Here is an 18,363-nt window from a genome sequence, read left to right as displayed (position 1 = left end):
CCGGGATGAATAGGCCCGCGCTTGTCGCCGGCCTGTTCGTCCATTCAGCTTAGGCCGCCTTGACCTTCAGCTCTTCCGCGCCGCGCACTATCCTGGTCACCCCGGCGAAGTCGAGCTTGCCGGAGCCGAGCACCGGCACTTTCGGCACGACGCGCACTTCGGCCGGCACCATCAGGTCCATGGCGCCGTTCGCCTTGGCGAAGGCGAGGAAGTCCGCACGGGTGGCACCCGAAGCTTCCGTGATCAGGATCAGCTTCTCGCCCTTGCGCGCGTCCGGCACCGTGGCGACGGCGGACAGCGAGCCTTTCCAGAGTTCCCCGGCCAGCGCCTCGACCGCGGCAAGAGAGACCATCTCGCCGGCGATCTTGGCGAAGCGCTTGGCGCGGCCGCGGATCGAGATGAAGCCCGCATCGTCGACGGTGACGACGTCGCCGGTGTCGTGCCAGCCGTCGGCCAGCGGTTCGATCACGCCGGGGTTCTCGGCGCGCAGGTAGCCGGCCATGACGTTCGGACCGCGCACGAACAGCCGGCCGCCCTCATCGACGCCGGGCACCGGCTCGAGGCGGTACTCCATGCCGGGCATGATTTTGCCGACGCTGCCCGACTTGTTGTACATCGGCGTGTTGATGGCAATCACCGGCGCGGTTTCGGTCACGCCGTAGCCTTCCAGGATGCGCAGGCCGAACTTCTCCATATAGGTCTGGCGCGTCGCGGCCTTGACCGGCTCGGCGCCGGCGAAGCAGTAGCGCACCGAACGGAAGTCGTAAGGATGCGCTGTGCGGGTATAGCCGGACAGGAAGGTGTCGGTGCCGAAGATGATCGTCGCGTTCGAGGCATAGATCAGCTCGGGCACGATGCGGTAGTGCAGCGGCGAGGGGTAGAAATAGACCGGCACGCCGGAGATCAGCGGCAGCACCGTGCCCGCCGTCATGCCGAAGGAGTGGAAGATCGGCAGCACGTTGAACACCTTGTCGCCCGAGTGGAAGTCGATGCGTGAGGCGGCCTGGGCGGCGTTGGCAAGGATGTTGCGATGGGTGAGCACCACGCCCTTGGGGGTGCCTTCCGAGCCCGAGGTGAACAGGATCGCCGCCGGATCGTCCGCCTTGCGCGCCACCCGCGGCGTCGCCTTGCGCAACAGGCCGAGCAGCTTGTCCTTGAGACCGATCGTGGCCCGCAGATCGTCGAGCCAGACGATGTCGACCGAGCGGCCGATCTCCTCGACCATCGGCCCGAGCTTTGCCTGTTCGACGAAGGCGCGGGAGGTGAGCACGGTGCGCACCTCGGCCGCCTTGCAGGCCGACAGGATGTTCGCGGCACCCGCGGTGAAGTTGATCATCGCCGGAACCTTGCCGGCCGACATGACGCCGAGAAGTGCCGCGCAGGCGCCGTTGGCGTTGGGCAGCATGATGCCCAGCGTCTGCTGTCCGGCATAGAGATGCTCGAACTTCTCGCCGAGCACGGCGGCGGCGGTGAGCAGCTTGCCGTAGCTCAGCGAACCGGTGACCGGATCCTGCACGGCGAGCTCTTTCATGCCGCGCTCGTTGGCCGTCTCGATGATCTTCTCCAGAACGGTCTTGTCGATGTCCTGGGTGCGGAAGACCAGGTCCGACATCACCTGATAGAGCGCGGAGCCCGCCGCGGCGCGGCGCTGGCGGCCCTTCAGTTCCTGCGGCACTTCGAGCTTCACCGGCTCCAGGATGGTTACCTTGACCTTCGGGAACAGGCGGCGGCGCACATGCTGCGAGGAGAGCCGCGAGAAGTAGCTCTTCTCCAGCCCGTCGATGCGCACCGGCACCACCATCGAGCCGGTCTTGTCGGCAACCATGGCTGCGCCGTCATAGACCTTCATCAGGCCGCCGGTGACGGTGATGCGGCCTTCCGGAAAGATGACCAGAGGATCGCCACCCTGCACGATCTTGATAAGGGTGCGGGTCGACATCGGCTTCGCCGGATTGAGCGGCAGCGCGCGGGCAAGCTTCATGAACGGCTTCATCCACCAGGCCTGCGCGATCGTGTAGTCGATGGCGAAGACCGGCTCCTCGTCGGTCAGCGTCAGCGCCAGCGGGCCGTCGAGGAAGCTGACATGGTTGAGCGCCAGGATCGGCGCCTTGCCGGCCGCCTTGAGGTTCTCGATACCCTCGACCTCCAGGCGCAGGAAGGCGCGGAACAGGATCGAGACGAAATCCCGGAAGGGATTGGTCGGCAGGTATTTCAGCATCAGCCGGGCGGCGATGGCGTTGGCGACGACGAGGCCGAACAGGATGCCGGCGATCGAGACGCCCGCAGCCTGGATGGCCGCGACGAGAATGCCGCCGACGGTCATGAAGCCCGCATTGACGATGCTGACGGCGGCCACGACGCGGGCGCGGCGCGCTTCCGGCGACCAGGCCTGCACGGCGGCGAAGGTCGGCACCACCAGGAAGGCGGCGGCAATCGCCATGCCGGCGAGGTCGATGGCGACGCGGATGGTGTTGGGGCCGGCGAAGAAGGCCGAAAGGCTAGCGGCTGTTGGCGAAGGCTGCATGCTGCCGATGGTCCAGGCCAGATGCAGGCCGAACAGCGCCAGCAGCGCGGTGCCGACCGGTGCCGGCAACAGCACCATGCGCCCTTGCGACATCCAGGCGGCGATGGCTGAACCGATGGCGATCGAGACGGCGAACACGGCGAGATAGGCGGTGACCGCGATCTCGTTGCCGCCAAGCGAATCCTTGATCAGCGCCGGCAGGATCGAAAGCACGATCGCGCCGACCAGCCAGAACCACGAGGTCATCAGGCCGGCGCGCCAGATGCGCGTGTCGGTGCGCAATTCGGCGACCTGCCGCCAGGTCGAGCGGAAGATGTTCTTGTCGATGGCAAGGTTAGGGGCGGCCGAGCCAGTGGACGGGATGTAGCGGCTGACCAGCCAGCAGCCGACGGCCAAAGCCATCATGATCGGCCCGAACACCGCGACCCCGATGCCGTCGGCGGAAACGACGCCGCCGGCGATGGTACCGCCGAGGATTGCGGCGAAGGTCGCCGACTCGATCCAGGCGTTGGCCTTGGGCAGTTCCTTGCGCTCCAGGTGATCCGGCAGGATGCCGTATTTGATCGGCCCGAACAGCGCCGAGATGATGCCGAACATCAAGAGTGCCGTCATCAGCACCGGGATCGAGGACAGCGCGATGCCGACGACGGCGACGGCGGCCGCGGCGATCTCGGTGAACTTCAGCCGCCGCGCGATCAGCGCCTTGTCGAAGCGGTCGGCAATCTCGCCGCCCAGCGCCGAAAGCAGCAGGAAGGGGGCCATGAAAATGGCGCCAGCCAGCGTCACCAACGACGCGGCCTGATCCTTCGCCAGCGTGAAGAGAATGAGGAACACCAGCGTGTTCTTCAGGAAATTGTCGTTGAAGGCCGAGAGGAATTGCGTCCAGAAGAGAGGCGCGAAGCGCCGCGACATCATCAGATGGGTGTTCATGGCAACTTCCATTGGGCAAGTCCGGCCGGCAATCCGATTGGACTGAGCGGACACTTGCGCGGTTTGAGCCTTGTTTATCGGGAAGCGGTTAAACTTCGTTATTGCGGTTCAATCCAATCCATTTGTTTCTTGTTCTTGGCGCCTGAAATCCGTCGTCCATGATCGGTCTCCAGGCCTTCCAGGCACTTGACTGTTTGCGGGCTTGGCTGTCGGCGAGCATCGATATGATCCTTTCGTTTCGGCGTTAAGCCGGATCGGCACCGGTCTATCCAGGCCGGATACATCGCTTTGAACGTTGTTCACGGGTGCACCATAGCACATCATGAACGGCGTTCAAGAGAAAAATGAACGACGTTCACAAGCGGAACGCGTAGGTCAAAAATGCCTCAAGCAGAGGTTCCGTGGGCTTTGAGCGTCGGTGAGCGCGCCTCACGCCTCGCCGGTCAGCCGCGCCGAGATCAGCCGGGCTGCCCTGACCGCCGCCTCGCCTTGTCCGGCCGCTGTCGCATCGTCGACGCGCGAGACGGGCGAGGCCACGGCCAGCGTGCCGATCGGCTGGCCCTCGGCGCCGCAGATGGCCGCGCCTATGCTGTGCACGCCTTCCTCATAGCCTTGGGCGCTGCGCGAATAGCCGCGTGAAGCGGCAAGCGCGATGGCTTTCACCAGGTCGTCCGGCTGCGTCATCGTGAACGAGGTGAAGGCCTGCAGCGGCTTCTCCAGATAGGCGCCGACCGCTTCCAGGCGTGAGGCGGCGAGGAACGCGATGCCCGAGGCAGTGCCGTGCAGCGGCAGCACCTGGCCGACATCGACATTGACGCGGTTGGCCTTGGCCGACAGCTCGACATGCAGCGTAAGCAGCGCGCCGGCGCTGAACTCGGACAGATGCACCGTCTCGCCGGTTTCGAGCGACAACTCGCGGATGACTGGCGCGGCCAGCCGCACGAAGGGAAAATGCGCGTCGCGGATGCGGGCGAGCCGCGACAGGCCGGCGCCCAGCCGGTAGCGGCGGCTGCGCGGCTCCTGCTCGATCAGCCGGTGCGCGGCGAGCGCCATCAGAAGCCGCCTGGCGGTGGCCTTGTCGAGGCCGGCGCGGCGCGCAAGGTCGGAGAGGCCGATCTCCGGTTCGTGCAGCGTGAACAGCTCCAGCAGCGACACCGCCTTGCCCACCGTACTCATTGCGCATTCTCCGAGATACTTCGCATGTGAATTAACTTGACAGGAGCCCTTCCTGCCTTCAGTGTGTCTATAACATACAAAACACTGGTTCAAATAGTGAACCGACAGGGAACGGCTACGCGCCCCGGAATTTGGCGCGCCAGGGAGAGTTCAGCGCCGTGACGGCCGCCAGCAAGACCGCTTTGCAATCAGCAACGATCGAAGACCTGCTCGACCGCGAGCAGGCGCGGTTCCTCGACACGCATCCGCGCTCGGCGGCGGCCTGGGAAGAGGGCAAGACGCATTTCCTCTATGGCGGGCCGTCGCACTGGATGCGTCGCTGGGCCGGCGGTTTCCCGGTCTATGCCGCCTCGGCCCGTGGCGCGCATATCACCGACATCGACGGCCACGACTATGTCGATTTCGCGCTTGGCGACACCGGCGGCATGTGCGGCCATGCGCCCGAAGCGGTGACGCGCGCGGCAATCCACCAATTGCAGAACGGCACGACGATGATGCTGCCCACCGAGGACAGCCTCTGGGTCGGCGCCGAGATGACGCGCCGCTTCGGCCTGCCTTACTGGACGCTGACAACCTCGGCCACCGACGCCAATCGCGGCGCCATCCGCATCGCGCGGATGATCACCGGGCGCCCGAAAGTTCTGGTCTTCTCCGGCTGTTATCACGGCGGCGTCGAGGAGGCGCATGTCGAGATCCGCGACGGCAAGATCGGCATGCGCAACATGATCCACCCGAACGGCGTCGATCATTCGGCCGTCTCCAGGGTGGTCGAGTTCAATGACGTCGCGGCGCTGGAAGAAGTGCTGTCGCATGGCGACGTCGCCTGCGTGCTGACCGAGCCGCTGATGACCAATTTCGGCATGATCCCGGTCGCCGAGGGTTTTCACACCGCACTGCGCGAGATCACGCGCCGCACCGGCACGGTGCTGATCATCGACGAGACGCATACCATCTCCAGCGGGCCTGGCGGCTACACCGCGCTGCACGGGCTGGAGCCGGACATGCTGGTGGCCGGCAAGGCGATCGCCGGCGGCATTCCAGCCGGCATCTTCGGCGTCTCGCGGGAGATTGCCGAGCGGCTTTGGAGCATCGTGCCGATGGTCAATCCGCGCGTGCGCCAGTCGGCGCATCTCGGCATCGGCGGCACGCTGGCCGGCAACGCGCTCACCGTCGCCACCATGCGCGCGGTGCTGGAAGAAGTGCTCACGCCGGCCAATTTCGAGCGGATGATCGCCAACGCCACGCGCCTTGCCGAAGCCGCGAGCAAAATCATCGCCGTGAACAAATTGCCCTGGCACGCGACGCAGATCGGCGCCCGCGCCGAGATCATGTTCATGCCGAACCCGCCGCGCAGCGGCGCCGACGTTATCGCCGGCCGACGCGGCGACCTCGAGACGCTGCTGCATGCCTTCTACATGAACGAAGGCATACTGGTGACGCCCTTCCACACCATGTTCCTGATGTGCCCGGCGACGTCGCCGGCCGATATCGACCGCCATACGGAGGTCTTCGGCCGCTTCGTCGATCTCGTCCGTGGCGCGGGCGTCGTCTGAGCGATGGCGACCCCGTTCGATCTCACGGGCAGGGTGGCGCTGGTGACCGGCGGCGGGCGCGGCATCGGTGCCGCCATCGTCTCGCGCTTTGCCGAGGCCGGCGCCTCGGTGGTCATTGCCAATCGAACGCTCGATGTCGCCGAGGCACTTGCCGCGGAGCTCTCCGCACGCGGCCTGTCCGCACGCGCCGTTGCGCTTCCCGGGCTCGACCGCGCCGCGCTTCGCACACTTGTCGGCAATGTCGCGCGCGAGGCCGGCCGGCTCGACATCGTCGTCCACAATGCCGGCGGCTGCCCCTGGGCCTCGGTCGAGGAGCTCGACGAGGACAAGCTCGAAGAGGCGCTGGCTATCAACCTGAAAGCCTGTTTCTGGCTGGCGCAGGCGGCGGCGCCCGCAATGCGCGCCAACCGTTTCGGCCGCATCCTGGTCACCTCGTCGGTTTCGGCGCGCGTTGCCATGGCCGGCGGCGCGCACTATTCGGCCGCCAAGGCCGGCGTCAACGCCTTCATCCGTGGCGCCGCCTTCGAACTTGCCCGCGACGGCATCACCGTCAACGGCGTCGAGCCGGGGTTTATCGCCAAGCCCGGCCGCGGCACGATGAGCAAGCCGGAGGTGGCGAACCGCCTAGGCCAATTCATTCCCATGGGCCGTCTCGGCGAGGCCGACGACATCGCCTACGCCATGCTCTACCTCGCTTCGAGCCAAGCGAAATACACCACGGGCCAGACCATCGTCGTCGACGGCGGCTCGACCCTGCCGGAGACCGGCTACGCCGTGGAGCGGCATTGGGGGCTGGCATGAGCCGGCGCCTCGAAGGCCGCACGGCCCTGGTTACCGGCGCCGCCACCGGCATGGGTCGCGCCACCGCCGAGCTGTTCGGGCGAGAGGGCGCCAGGGTCGTCGCCTTCGGGCATGGTGGCGAGGTGCTGGAGGAGGCGGCCGAGGCCAGCGGCGGCACCGCCGTGCGCGGCGACATCACCGATGCCAACGATATCGCTCAGGCCATCGATGCCTGCGACGGGCGTCTCGACATCGTCGTCAACGCCGCCGGAGTTATGATCCTCGACGAGCCTGAGACGCTGAGCGACGAGACCTGGACCAAGAGCTTCGCCGTCAACGTCACCGGCTCGATGATGGTCTGCCGCGCCGCGCTGCCGCTACTCAAGGCGCGCGGCGGCGCGATCGTCAACATCGCCTCGGTCGGAGCCTTCAACGCCAGCGGCCAGAACGCCGCCTATTCGGCGAGCAAGGCGGCGCTCGTCTCCTACACCCGCTCGCTCGCGTTCGCGCACGGCGTCGACGGCATCCGCGCCAATGCGGTCGCGCCCGGCTGGGTGCGCACGCCGATGAGCGTCTACGAGATGAAGGTGGCAGCAAGCGCCAACGGCTCGACTCCCGACGAGGAGTTCAAGGCGCTGACCAACCGCATCGCGCTGCGCCGCGTCGCCGAGCCTGAAGAGATCGCCTCCTGCTGCCTGTTCCTTGCGTCGGACGAAGCGTCCTTCGTCACCGGTGCGGTGCTGGTGGCGGATGGCGGCGGCCGCGCCCCGACACAGAACAGGGCGGTGTGACGTGAATTGAAACTTGCTCGCTCGCCAGCATGAGGGTGCGGTTAGCGGAGAGGAGGAGAGAGAATGCCCGACAGAAGCGCCGACCTGGTTTTCACCAATGGCCGCATCTACACGCTCGACCGCAAGCGGCCCTGGGCCTCGGCCGTCGCCGTCAAGGGCGGCCGCATCGTCGCGGTCGGCGAGGGCGCTGACGTCGCCGCGCTGATGGGCTCTGCCACCCGCGTCGTCGACCTCAAGGGCGCGATGATGATGCCTGGCATCGTCGACGTGCATGCGCATCTGATGATGGGCGGCCAAGCCGAGCTTTTCGAGATGCGTTTCCCGCCGACCGCAAGCTTCGAGACGCTGATCGCGCGCGTCGGCGAGGCCGCGGCCAAGGCGCCGGAAGGCTCCTGGATCATCGGCGGACAATGGGGCAGCGATCTGTTGCCGAAGCTCAACAGGCTGGAGGCGCTGGCGGCGCTCGACCGGGTGAGCCAGGGCCGGCCGGTGATGCTGCGTGACGACACCTATCACAACCGCTGGGTCAATTCGCAGGCGCTTGGCTTGGCCGGCCTTTCCGCGTCGTCGCCCGATCCGGAGAAGGGCACAATCGGCCGCGATCCGGCGACCGGCGCGCTGACCGGCATGATGATCGAATCCGCCGCCGGCATCATCGAGCGCACCATCGCGCAATCCGGCCACTACACCGAGGAAATGGACCGCGCCGCGATGGCACGCTCGATCGCGACGCTCAACTCCTACGGCGTCACAGCATTTCTCGACGCCGCCGCCATGCAGCCGATCCTCGCGGCGCTGAAAGGCCTCGACGATCGCGGCGAGCTGACCGCCTGGTCGGTGTCGGCCATGCCGGCCGTCGAGCCCTCCTTCATGTTCGGCATTGCCGGCGACGAGCTGATCGCCCTGCGCGAGCAATATCGCGGCGTTCACGCGAAGCCGGATTTCGTCAAGATATTCCTCGATGGTGTGCCGGGTGCGCGCACCGCCGCTTTCCACGAGCCCTACACCAAGGACCCGGTGCTGGGCTGCTGCTTCCGCGGCTCGACCATCGTCACCGTGCCGGAGCTGATCCGCTGGATCGGCAAATGCGAGAAACTCGGGCTCGGGGTAAAGATCCACTGCGCCGGCGATGCCGCCGTCAGCCAGGCGCTCGACGCGATCGACGTCGCGCGCTCCTTCAATGGGCCGACCAAGCTGAAGCATCACATCGCGCATGCGAGCTACATCGCGCCGCACGATATCGCCCGCTTCGCCGAGCTCGGCGTTGTCGCCGACCTCTCGCCTTTCCTGTGGTATCCGACCAGCTTCCTCGAAGGCCACAAGCAGACCATGGGCGAGGCGCGGGCACTGCGCTTCTGGCCGAACAAGGACCTGCTTGCCGCCGGCGCGCTGCTGGCCGGCGGTTCCGACTGGCCGGTGATGCCTAACCCCGATCCGTGGGATGGCATCGAAGGCCTGGTGACGCGCCGCAACCCGAGCGGCGAATTTCCGGGCGCGTCGCTTTGGCCGGAGCAGGCGATCGATATCGCTACCGCGCTCGAAATCTTCACCATCAATTCGGCCCGCGCCATCGGTCTCGCCGAGACCGTCGGCTCGATCGAGATCGGTAAATCGGCCGATCTCATCGTGCTCGACCGCAACGTGCTGGAGACGCCGGCCGAGGACCTCGCCGACACAAAAGTGCTGACGACCTGGTTCGAGGGGAGGGTGGTCTATGAGCGCGCCTGATCCCTCAAGCGACGCGAGGATACCGGTGACAATCCTCACCGGCTTCCTCGGCAGCGGCAAGACGACGGTGCTCAACCGCCTGCTGCGCCAGTCCTCGCTTGCCGGCGCCGCCGTCATCGTCAACGAGTTCGGCGCCGTCGGGCTCGACCATCTGCTGATCGAGGCCAGCGAGGAGCAGTTCACGCTGCTCGACAATGGCTGCGTCTGCTGCACGGTGCGCGGCGATCTGGTCGCCACGCTGAAGGAGCTCGACCGCAGGAGCCGGGCCGGCGAAACGCCACCGCTCAGCCAAGTGATCATCGAGACCACGGGTCTTGCCGACCCGGCGCCGATCCTGCACACGCTGATGGCCGGAGCTGAGCTCACGGCTCGCTTTCGCATCGGCGGTGTCGTCACCACCGTCGATGCGGTGAATGGCGCGGCGACGCTTCACCGTCATCCGGAAGCCGCCAAGCAAGTCGCCGTCGCCGACCGGCTGCTGATCACCAAGACCGATCTCGTCTCGAACGAGGCACTCGGCGGCTTGCAGCACCGGCTGGATCATCTGGCACCGGCCGTCGAGCAAACCGTTGCCCGCAACGGCGAAATCGAACTCGATCTGCTGAAGAGCCTGCCCGCCGATGCCGCGGCGGATGTGAACCGCATCGCCGCGCGGCTCGAAGCGGCTGATCACCACGACCATGAATGCGGACCTGATTGCCACCATGGTCACGATCATCATCGCGACACACACCACGGCATCCGGTCCTTCAGCTTCATCATCGACAAGCCAGTCGAGTGGGCCGCTTTCGCCCGCTGGCTGGACTATGTCGCGGCGCTGAAGGGCGAGGATCTGCTGCGCTTCAAGGGCATCGTGCGCACCACGGACGAGCCGGAGCAGCCACTGGTGCTCCACGGCGTGCAGCATGTCTTTCATCCGCCGGCGCGGCTCGACCGCTGGCCGTCGGCGGACCGCCGCACCCGGCTGGTGTTCATCGTCCGCGACGTCGAGCGCGAGACCATCGCCCGCACGCTGGTGAAATTCGCCGCCATCGACGCCGCCAGCATTGCCGCGCCGGCGCTGGCCGCCGCCTGAAAACAAATAACGTATGACAAAAATGGGAGACTGAAACATGGATTGGAAATCGAGACTGCTCGCAGCGGCATTTGCCGGCATCGGCCTTGCCGCCATGGCCGGCACGGCTTCCGCCGCCGGCCCAACCTGCAAGGATGGCGCCATCAAGGTCGGCGCCGTGTCGACCGTCACCGGCCCGGCTGATTTCTCCGAAGTGCCGAAGGCGACCCAGGCCGCCTTCGATGCGGTCAACGCCGCCGGCGGCATCAATGGCTGCAAGATCGACTACACCATCGCCGACGACAAGGCAGACCCGGCGGTCGCCGCGCAAGCCGCGCGCGACCTGATCGACAACAAGGAGGCGGTAGCGCTGGTCGGTTCGGCCAGCCTGCTCGACTGCGCGGTCAACTCCGCCACCTACAGCCGCAAGAAGATCCTTTCGGTGCAGGGTCTCGGCGTCGACGCCGCCTGCTTCTCCTCGCCCAATGTCGCGCCCGTCAATGTCGGCCCTTACACGCTGTCGACGGCGATGGCCTACTACGCCACCAACGAATTGAAGACGAAGAAGCTCTGCGCCTTCTTCATCATCATCGGTGGCACCCAGGAGGCTTACAAGAAGGCGATCGTGAACTGGGAAAAGATCAGCGGCCAGAAGATCCACCTGATCGATCTGACGCTGCCCTTCCAGGGCGATCTCACGCCTTACGTCATCAAGGCGCGCGACGCCGGCTGCGACGCCGTGCTGACCAACCAGGTCGAGCCGCAGGTGGTGCAGCTGATCAAGACGGTGGATGCACAGAAGATCACCGGCATCAACTGGCTCTTCCTGGCGCCCGGCTACACCGAGCAGGTCGCCAAGGCGCTGGCCGACACCAAGCAGCCGATCTATGTCGGCACCGAGTGGGAGCCCTACACCGAGAAGAACTCGGCCGCCAACGCGCAATGGATTGCCGACATGCAGAAGGCGAACCGGCCGCTCACCGCCTTCTCGCAGGGCGGCTATCTCGCCGCGGAGTTGTTCCTCAAGGTGGTCGCTTCGATCGACGGCGAGGTCACGCGCGAAAGCGTTGCCAAGGCGCTGCACGACATGCAGCCGCTCACCAACCCGCTCGCCGGCTCGCCTTACGTCTTCGGCACGGCCAAGACGCATTCGCCGATGCAGGCCACCAAGGTGATGAAGCTCGATGCCGGCGCCTGGAAGGTCGAGACGCCGGACTGGCTCGTGCTGCCGCAGGCCAAGTGATGGTCGCTTGAACCGGACGGCGCGGCTGGCCGCGCCGTCCTCCGGATCGGGATACGAGATGAACGCATTGCTCACATCCGCCGTGGCGGGACTGACGGCCGGGGGCACCTATGCCCTGCTCGGCGTCTGCGCCGTCTTCACCTACCGGCTCGTCGCCGTGGTGAATTTCACCGGGGCCGCGATCGGCACCGCTGGCACCTTCGTGCTGATCGCGTTCTTCGAGGCCGGCTTCCCGATCTGGCCCTCGGTGCTGGCGGGGATTGCGGCGGGCACGGCGACCGGCGTCGCAATCGGCTACATCATGACGCGGTGGTTCGGCGAAGCGAGCGCTTCGACCAAGGCGGCGGTGACGGTGGCGCTGCTCGTCGGGCTGATCGCCGTCGGGCTGCGTCTCACCGGCGGCCAGCATCCGCACAACATGCCCGAGTTGTTCCCAGGCTCGGCCTTCCGTCTCGCCGGTGTAGAGGTGACCATCGCCTCGGTGCTCACCATCGGGCTCGCGGTGCTGTTCACCATCCTTTCTGACCTCTTCCTCAACCGGACAAAGGTCGGCCTCAATCTGCGCGCGCTGGCCGACCGGCCGATGGCGGCCGAATTGCTCGGCGTGCGGGTGCAGATCCTGTCGCTGCTGGTATGGGGCATGACGGGCGCCTTCACCACTTTCGCGCTGATGATCATCACGCCGCAGCGCTCGCCGAACTTCATGACGCTTAGCCTGCTTGTCGTGCCGGCGCTCGCCGCGGCACTCATCGGCGTCTTCCGCAGCTTCTGGTGGACGCTGGCCGGCGGCATTGCGCTCGGCATCGTCGAAGGGCTGGCGAGCTCCATCGACAGCATCAGCCAGTATCGCAGCGCCATACCCTTCCTGGTGGTGCTCGCCGTTCTTCTCTGGTCGCAGCGGGAGGCCCGTTGGGATGAAGCGCGCTAGCTTGAGAGCCTCGTTGATCGTCGTCGTCGTGGCGCTTATCGCCGGCGGCGTCGCCTATGCCGGCCTGCTGCCCTCCTATTGGGTGTTCCTGGCAACCTCGGTGCTGATCACCGGCGTCGCCTTGCAGAGCCTCGGTCTCGTCGCCGGCCGCACCGGCATGATCGCGCTCAGTCAGATGTCCTTCGCCGGAGTCGGCGCCTGGACGGTCGGCTATCTCAACCTCGCCGAAGCGCCAGGTGGCCTCGCCACATGGATCCTGGTTGGCGGCCTCGCGGCCGTGCCGTTCGGCGTTGCCATCGGCCTGCCGGCGCTGAGGCTGCGCGGCATCAACCTCGCCATCGTCACGCTGTCCTTCGCCACCGCCTTCGACACCATCCTGGCCACCATGACCTATCCCGGCCAGACCGACTTCCTGCAGGTGCCACGGCCGGAACTGTTCGACAGCGACGAGGGCTATTTCGTCTTCGTGCTGCTGTTCTATGTGGCGATCGCCGTGGCGCTCGAATTCATCAGCCGCTCGCGGCTAGGCGCGTCCTGGCTGGCGGTGCGTCACTCGGAGCGCGCCGCCGCCGCGCATGGCGTCAGCATCGCCACCGCCAAGCTCTCGGCCTTCGCGCTCAGCGCCTTCGTCGCCGGCATTTCCGGCGGTCTGCTCGCTGGCTATCTCGGCACGCTGGTCGCCGAGAATTTCAGCATGATGCAGTCGCTCTCGCTCTACGCGGTGTCGGTGATGGCCGGCGCGCATTTCGCCGAGGGCGCGATCATCGGCGGCCTGCTCGTCGTCATGTTCCCCGAAATCCTGCGCCGGCTGGACTGGCCGCAGGACATCGGCAATGTGCTGTTTGCCATCGGCGCAACCCAGGCGCTGTCGACCGGCGAGACGATGAGCGAGACCTTCCGGCGCCAGTTCCGCAAGCGGCTTTCGGCGCGCGCGCCGAAAGCCGCTGCCGCGTCCGCCTCCGACCTGCCGGCAGCAGTCGAGCGTGCCGCCGGCCCGGCCCTTATCATCGAGGCTTTGACGGTCCGCTATGGCAGCGTGGTCGCGCTGAACAATGTCAGCCTGAGCGTTGCCGCCGGCACCGTGGCCGGACTGATCGGCCCGAACGGCGCCGGCAAGTCGACCTTCATCGATGCGGTCGCCGGCTTCCTGTCGTCCTACCAGGGCAGTGTGCGGCTGGGCAGCAAGCCGCTCGAAGGTGCGCCGGCGCATCTGCGTGCCCGCGGGGGCGTGCGCCGCACCTGGCAGACCAACCGCATCGCGCCGGAACTCACCGTCGGCGGTTATCTGGCCTTGGCGGCCAAGGGCCTGTCGGTGAACGAGACCAAAGCTGTGCTCGACTGGCTCGACTGCCCGCATCCCGACACGCTGGTGGCTTCGGTCGATGCCGGCACCAGGCGCCTGCTCGACGTCGCGGGCGTCGTCGCGGCCCGCCCGGCTGTCGTGCTGCTTGACGAGCCGGCCGCCGGCCAGTCGCATGAGGAAACGCTGCGGCTTGGCCGGCGCATCGCCGAGATCCCGAAGCTGTTCGGATCGGCGGTGCTTCTGGTCGAGCACGACATGGACCTGGTTCGGGCCGTCTGCTCGGAGGTCACCGTACTCGACTTCGGCCAGGTCATCGCCTCCGGGCCACCGGCCAAGGTGCTCGGCGAGCGGGCGGTGAAGAAAGCCTATCTCGGCATCGAGGAAGAGAGCGTGGCGGCATGAGCAGGCTCGTCGTTTCCAACCTGTCGATCAACCGCGCCGAGTTGCCCGTCGTCACGTCGGTCGATCTCACCGCCGAAAGCGGCGCGATCAGCGTCGTGCTCGGCGCCAATGGCGCCGGCAAGACGACGCTGCTCGAAGGCCTGTCGGGCATCATCCCGGTTGCCGGCGGCTGCATCGCCATCGATGGCCGCCAGTTGCAGAAAGCGCGTCCGGGCGCCCGCTCGCGCGAAGGGCTTGCCCATGTCGAGCAGGGCCGCACCGTCTTCCGCCAGCTGACGACCGAAGAGAATTTGCGCGTCAGCCTGCAGCCTGGCGCCGACATCGCGGAAGCCTATGCGCTGTTTCCCGAGCTGGTGCAGCGCCGTTCGGTGAAGGCAAGCCTGCTTTCGGGCGGCGAACAGCAGATGCTGGTCATCGCGCGCGCGCTCCTCACCCGGCCGAAGGTGCTGCTCATCGACGAGATGTCGGCCGGTCTGGCGCCGGTCATCGTCACGCGGCTGATGACGGCCGTGCGCAAGCTCGCCGATGACGGCCTGGCCGTCGTCCTCGTCGAGCAGTTCGCGGCGCTTGCGCTGTCGATCGGCAACCGCGCCTATGTCATGCGCCGCGGCCGCGTCGTCTGTGACGGCGATTGCGCGAAGCTGCGCCAATCGCCCGACGAACTGCACCGGCTTTATCTCGGAGGGGCGGAGATGGCTGCCACATCCTGATCCTGCTCAGGACGAATTCTCGCCGATCACGTCGAAGCGCTCGACCGTGCAATGTTCACCGACTACGGCCAGCACTTCGGTCGAAGGCCTTTCCGCGTCGGGCTGCTTCCATTGCATCTTGAAAGAAAATACGAAGCGTTGGTGGTCGACGTCATGTTCCATGCCCACGAAGCGGGCATCGTAGCCAAGCGGCCGCACAATGTCCGGGAGATCGGGCGGCGAGCTTTTCGGCCATGAGACCGACAGGATCGCCTTGTGGTTGCGCGCGATCTTGAGGTCGACCCATTTCAGCGCCTGCAGCGTCACCAGCGTCAGTACCGTCGCGATCGCGCCGAGGCCGTACTGGCCGCCGCCGAAGGCAAGGCCGATCATGGTCATGATCCACATCGTCGCGGCTGTGGTGACGCCGGTGACCAGATCGCCGCGCCGCAGGATGGCGCCGCCGCCGATGAAGCCGACACCGGTGAGCACGCCCAGCGCAAAGCGCATGACGTCCATGCGCACGAAGGAATCCGGCCCTTTGCCGGAAACATCGAGCAGCATGTTGGCCTGGACCATGGCCACGCAGGCCGCCAAGCCGACCAAAATGGTTGTCCTCAGCCCGGCGGAATGCCCGCGCGCCTCGCGGTTCAAGCCGATGAGGAAGCCTGCCAGCAGCGTGACCAAGAGCCGCCCGACGAGGTCCGGCCAGGTCGGATGAAGCGGCATGTCGCAGCAAAGCGTCTCGAACATGGTTTCGACACGGCGGTGAAAGGTCGCCGCGCCTCAGTTTCGTCTGCGACGTTCAACCGGCGGAGCCGGTGATGGTTCCTTGGCGCAAGCCCGGCTTTTCGCGGGCGACAACCCTCAATGCGCGGCGAGACTGACCACCAGCGCCAGCACCACGATACCGACCAGCCCTGCGATGAAGATGATGCGTTGCGCGCGCGTATGCAGGATGATCTCGCCCTGCCGGGCATTCTGGCCGGAGAAAACCGGCCCTTCGTCGTCGCGATCCTTGCTCATGACGTGCTCCTTCCCTTCGATGGGTGCGGAAGGTCTCTGAGCAGGAACCACTTTGTTGGCTTGAAGTTCCGCCCCGCTTCGGCGGGGTACATGCCCGCGACCGGGATCGAACCGGTCGCGGGATTGATCGGCTCAGCCGAATTTCGGATCCAGGCTGCCCGACTTGTAGCGCTTGGCCATGTCCGCCAGCGGGATCGGCTTGATCTTCGGCGCGTTGCCGGCGGTGCCGAACTGCTCGAAGCGCTCCTTGCAGAGCTTCTTCATGGCCGCCATGGCCGGCGTCAGATATTTGCGCGGATCGAACTCCGACGGATTCTCGGTCAGCACCTTGCGGATGGCACCAGTCAGCGCCATGCGGTTGTCGGTGTCGATGTTGATCTTGCGCACGCCATGCTTGATGCCGCGCTGGATCTCTTCCACCGGCACGCCCCAGGTCGGCTTCATCTGGCCGCCATACTTGTTGATGATCTCCTGCAGATCCTCCGGCACCGAGGACGAGCCATGCATGACCAGATGCATGTTGGGCAGGCGGCGGTGGATCTCCTCGATCACGTTCATCGCCAGCACCGCGCCGTCCGGCTTGCGCGAGAATTTATAGGCGCCGTGGCTGGTGCCCATGGCCACCGCCAGCGCGTCGACATGCGTGTCGCGCACGAATTGCTCGGCCTGCACCGGATCGGTCAGCAATTGGTCATGGCTGATCGCGCCTTCGACGCCGTGGCCGTCTTCCTGCTCGCCGCCGCCGCTTTCCAGCGAGCCGAGCACGCCGATCTCGCCTTCCACCGACACGCCGCCCCAATGCGCCATGTCGACGACGCGGCGCGTGATGCCGGAATTGTAGGCGTAGTCGGCCGGCGACTTGCCATCCTCCTTCAGCGAGCCGTCCATCATCACCGAGGTGAAGCCGTACTGGATCGCGGTGACGCAGGTGGCTTCGTTGTTGCCGTGGTCGAGATGCATGCAGACCGGGATGTCGGGATGGATCTCGACCAGCGCGTCGATCAGCTTGGCCAGCACCACGTCATTGGCATAGGCGCGCGCGCCGCGGCTGGCCTGCAGGATGACCGGCGACTTGGTCTCCTCGGCCGCCTCCATGATGGCGAGGCCCTGTTCCATATTGTTCATGTTGAAGGCAGGCACGCCATAGCCATGTTCGGCGGCATGGTCGAGCAATTGTCTCAGTGTGATGCGAGCCAACGAATAGTCTCCCGTATCTGGTTCGAGCCCGTGTTTGAAAAGGCCGCCCGACGCCCGGGCGACCCGTTGCTTCTGGCCGGATTTCGGAGCTACCGCAACCTTTTGAAGCCTTTTCGGCCGCAATTCTTGTTGCAGGGCTGAAATCCGGCCTCGGTTGGGGCTTAGGCGGCGATCCGCGCACGCGCGGCGAGGATTTCGACGCAGGCCCTGGCCGCTTCCTTGCCCTTCACGGTGAAATGCTCGTGGAAGAAGCGGTGATGCTCGGCGCTGTCATGGTAGTTGTGGGGCGTCAGCACCGCCGACAGCACCGGCACGCCGGTCGCAAGCTGCACATTCATCATGCCGTCGATGACGGCGCTTGCCACGAAATCGTGGCGATAGATGCCGCCATTGACGACGAAGGCGGTACCGAGGATCGCGGCATAGCGCCCCGTCTCGGCAAGCGTCTTGGCGTGCAGCGGGATCTCGTAGGCGCCCGGCACGTCGAAGACGTTGACGGTGAAGCCGCCAAGCGCGGCGAGCTCCGCCTCGAAAGCTTGCACGCATTGATCGACGATGTCGGCGTGCCATCGCGCGCGAATGACGGCGATGCGGCGGGTTTCATAGGCTTTTGGGGAATGCTGATTCATGGGTCCATCCTTCCGTTTCGAACCAGAATCAGGACGCACGACGCAAAAACCGGCCCGCGCGAGCGGACCGTCTTCTGCGTACGTTCTCTTCCATCCGGACTGTAACCGTCGGCTCCGGAATCGCACCGGATCTGCTGACCCTTCCGATAAGGCTGGAAGGCGCTCGCGGGCTTGAGCCGAGGCTCTTACCGCCGGTGGGGACTTTCACCCCGCCCTGAGAACATTAACGCGGGTTTTATGGAAGAGGAGGGCAACAGTGTCAATTGGCGATGACATCGCGGTCGTCATTCTAGGGCGGAGCAAGGAGCGAAAGCGACGCGCGCAGACCCTGGAATCCACAGTACACGACGCAAGGGTGAGGACGGCTTGAAGTGATTTGATTGGAGGATTCTTCGCCAAAAGGATCCGCC

At 66.1% G+C, this 18,363-nt stretch carries 15 protein-coding genes and 1 riboswitch; of the genes, 9 read left to right on the top strand and 6 right to left on the bottom strand.

What is annotated here, in order from left to right:
- Positions 1-49: 49 nt before the first annotated feature.
- Complete coding sequence (locus FJ417_RS26255) at positions 50-3,454, bottom strand: acyl-[ACP]--phospholipid O-acyltransferase (protein ID WP_140785429.1); 3,405 nt, start codon at positions 3,452-3,454, stop codon at positions 50-52.
- Positions 3,455-3,883: 429 nt separating this feature from the next.
- Entirely contained in the window at positions 3,884-4,630 is a 747-nt protein-coding gene (locus tag FJ417_RS26250; RefSeq protein WP_140785428.1) for an IclR family transcriptional regulator, read from the bottom strand.
- A 158-nt stretch (positions 4,631-4,788) separates the two neighbouring features.
- On the opposite strand from FJ417_RS26250, the gene FJ417_RS26245 reads away from it, so the two are divergent.
- The 9 genes from FJ417_RS26245 to FJ417_RS26205 all read left to right on the top strand — a co-directional run bounded on the left by FJ417_RS26245 (position 4,789) and on the right by FJ417_RS26205 (position 15,122).
- Positions 4,789-6,183, top strand: coding sequence for a transaminase (locus tag FJ417_RS26245; protein WP_246687547.1), 1,395 nt, complete (start codon positions 4,789-4,791; stop codon positions 6,181-6,183).
- A 3-nt stretch (positions 6,184-6,186) separates the two neighbouring features.
- A complete protein-coding gene (locus tag FJ417_RS26240) occupies positions 6,187-6,984 on the top strand; it encodes an SDR family oxidoreductase (RefSeq protein WP_140785427.1) in 798 nt (265 codons plus the stop codon).
- Entirely contained in the window at positions 6,981-7,754 is a 774-nt protein-coding gene (locus tag FJ417_RS26235) for an SDR family oxidoreductase (RefSeq protein WP_140785426.1), read from the top strand. The genes FJ417_RS26240 and FJ417_RS26235 overlap by 4 nt, the downstream gene beginning before the upstream one ends.
- A gap of 63 nt (positions 7,755-7,817) precedes the next feature.
- Positions 7,818-9,482, top strand: a complete 1,665-nt coding sequence (locus FJ417_RS26230; protein ID WP_140785425.1) for an amidohydrolase — start codon at positions 7,818-7,820, stop codon at positions 9,480-9,482.
- Complete coding sequence (locus tag FJ417_RS26225) at positions 9,469-10,557, top strand: GTP-binding protein (protein ID WP_140785424.1); 1,089 nt, start codon at positions 9,469-9,471, stop codon at positions 10,555-10,557. Before FJ417_RS26230 ends, FJ417_RS26225 begins: the two co-directional genes overlap by 14 nt.
- Before the next feature lie 37 nt (positions 10,558-10,594).
- Positions 10,595-11,779: an ABC transporter substrate-binding protein gene (locus FJ417_RS26220; RefSeq protein WP_140785423.1), complete on the top strand. Its 1,185-nt coding sequence runs from the start codon at positions 10,595-10,597 to the stop codon at positions 11,777-11,779.
- Positions 11,780-11,837: 58 nt separating this feature from the next.
- Positions 11,838-12,707, top strand: coding sequence for a branched-chain amino acid ABC transporter permease (locus tag FJ417_RS26215; protein WP_140785422.1), 870 nt, complete (start codon positions 11,838-11,840; stop codon positions 12,705-12,707).
- Positions 12,694-14,412, top strand: coding sequence for an ATP-binding cassette domain-containing protein (locus tag FJ417_RS26210; protein WP_140785421.1), 1,719 nt, complete (start codon positions 12,694-12,696; stop codon positions 14,410-14,412). The genes FJ417_RS26215 and FJ417_RS26210 overlap by 14 nt, the downstream gene beginning before the upstream one ends.
- Complete coding sequence (locus FJ417_RS26205) at positions 14,409-15,122, top strand: ABC transporter ATP-binding protein (protein ID WP_140785420.1); 714 nt, start codon at positions 14,409-14,411, stop codon at positions 15,120-15,122. Before FJ417_RS26210 ends, FJ417_RS26205 begins: the two co-directional genes overlap by 4 nt.
- Positions 15,123-15,128: 6 nt before the next feature.
- Here FJ417_RS26205 and FJ417_RS26200 read toward each other — a convergent pair whose 3' ends face one another.
- From FJ417_RS26200 to FJ417_RS26185, 4 genes are all read right to left on the bottom strand, one after another.
- Positions 15,129-15,854 (bottom strand): MgtC/SapB family protein, encoded by a 726-nt coding sequence (locus FJ417_RS26200; protein WP_140785419.1) that lies wholly within the window; start codon positions 15,852-15,854, stop codon positions 15,129-15,131.
- 114 nt (positions 15,855-15,968) lie between these two features.
- The gene (locus FJ417_RS26195; RefSeq protein ID WP_140785418.1) at positions 15,969-16,127 is read right to left on the bottom strand and encodes a peptide ABC transporter permease; all 159 of its coding nucleotides are present in this window, start codon (positions 16,125-16,127) and stop codon (positions 15,969-15,971) included.
- Positions 16,128-16,259: 132 nt separating this feature from the next.
- Complete coding sequence (fba, locus tag FJ417_RS26190) at positions 16,260-17,324, bottom strand: class II fructose-bisphosphate aldolase (RefSeq protein ID WP_140675387.1); 1,065 nt, start codon at positions 17,322-17,324, stop codon at positions 16,260-16,262.
- 161 nt (positions 17,325-17,485) lie between these two features.
- A complete protein-coding gene (locus tag FJ417_RS26185) occupies positions 17,486-17,953 on the bottom strand; it encodes a 6,7-dimethyl-8-ribityllumazine synthase (protein WP_140785417.1) in 468 nt (155 codons plus the stop codon).
- Between the two features lie 78 nt (positions 17,954-18,031).
- Positions 18,032-18,179, bottom strand: a riboswitch (FMN riboswitch).
- Positions 18,180-18,363 lie beyond the last annotated feature (184 nt).

This window comes from Mesorhizobium sp. B3-1-7 (genome assembly GCF_006439385.1).
In the GTDB taxonomy this organism is placed as follows: domain Bacteria; phylum Pseudomonadota; class Alphaproteobacteria; order Rhizobiales; family Rhizobiaceae; genus Mesorhizobium.
The sequence above is the reverse complement of the archived record's forward strand: the minus strand, read 5'-3'. Positions and strand labels throughout refer to the sequence as shown.